General features: G+C 78.3%; 1 protein-coding gene. It reads right to left on the bottom strand.

Annotation, left to right across the window (positions count from 1 at the left end; all coding sequences use genetic code 11):
* Positions 1 to 253, bottom strand: a 253-nt coding sequence (locus tag KVT14_RS20705; protein WP_217617326.1) for a PDZ domain-containing protein, incomplete at both ends; no start/stop codon positions are given.

Below are 253 nucleotides of genomic sequence, written 5' to 3'. Positions count from 1 at the left end.
AACCCGCCCGGGCGCGTCGCCGGGTCGCCGCCGTCGTGGAGGACGGCCTGCCCGGCGTCGCCCGTCACCGGCCGCTCGGCGACCACCGGGGTCACCGTGAGCTCGACGCGCCCGCCGTCGCGCTCGACGACGACCGGCACGGCCTGGTCGCCCGAGCCGCGGATCAGGCCGCTGAGCTGGTCACAGGACGTGATCGCCACGCCGTCGTACGACACCACGGTGTCGCCGGGCTGCAGGCCGGCCTCCGCGCCCG

The organism is Cellulomonas sp. GbtcB1 (genome assembly GCF_019091725.1).
Taxonomy (GTDB): domain Bacteria; phylum Actinomycetota; class Actinomycetes; order Actinomycetales; family Cellulomonadaceae; genus Cellulomonas.
The sequence above is the reverse complement of the archived record's forward strand: the minus strand, read 5'-3'. Positions and strand labels throughout refer to the sequence as shown.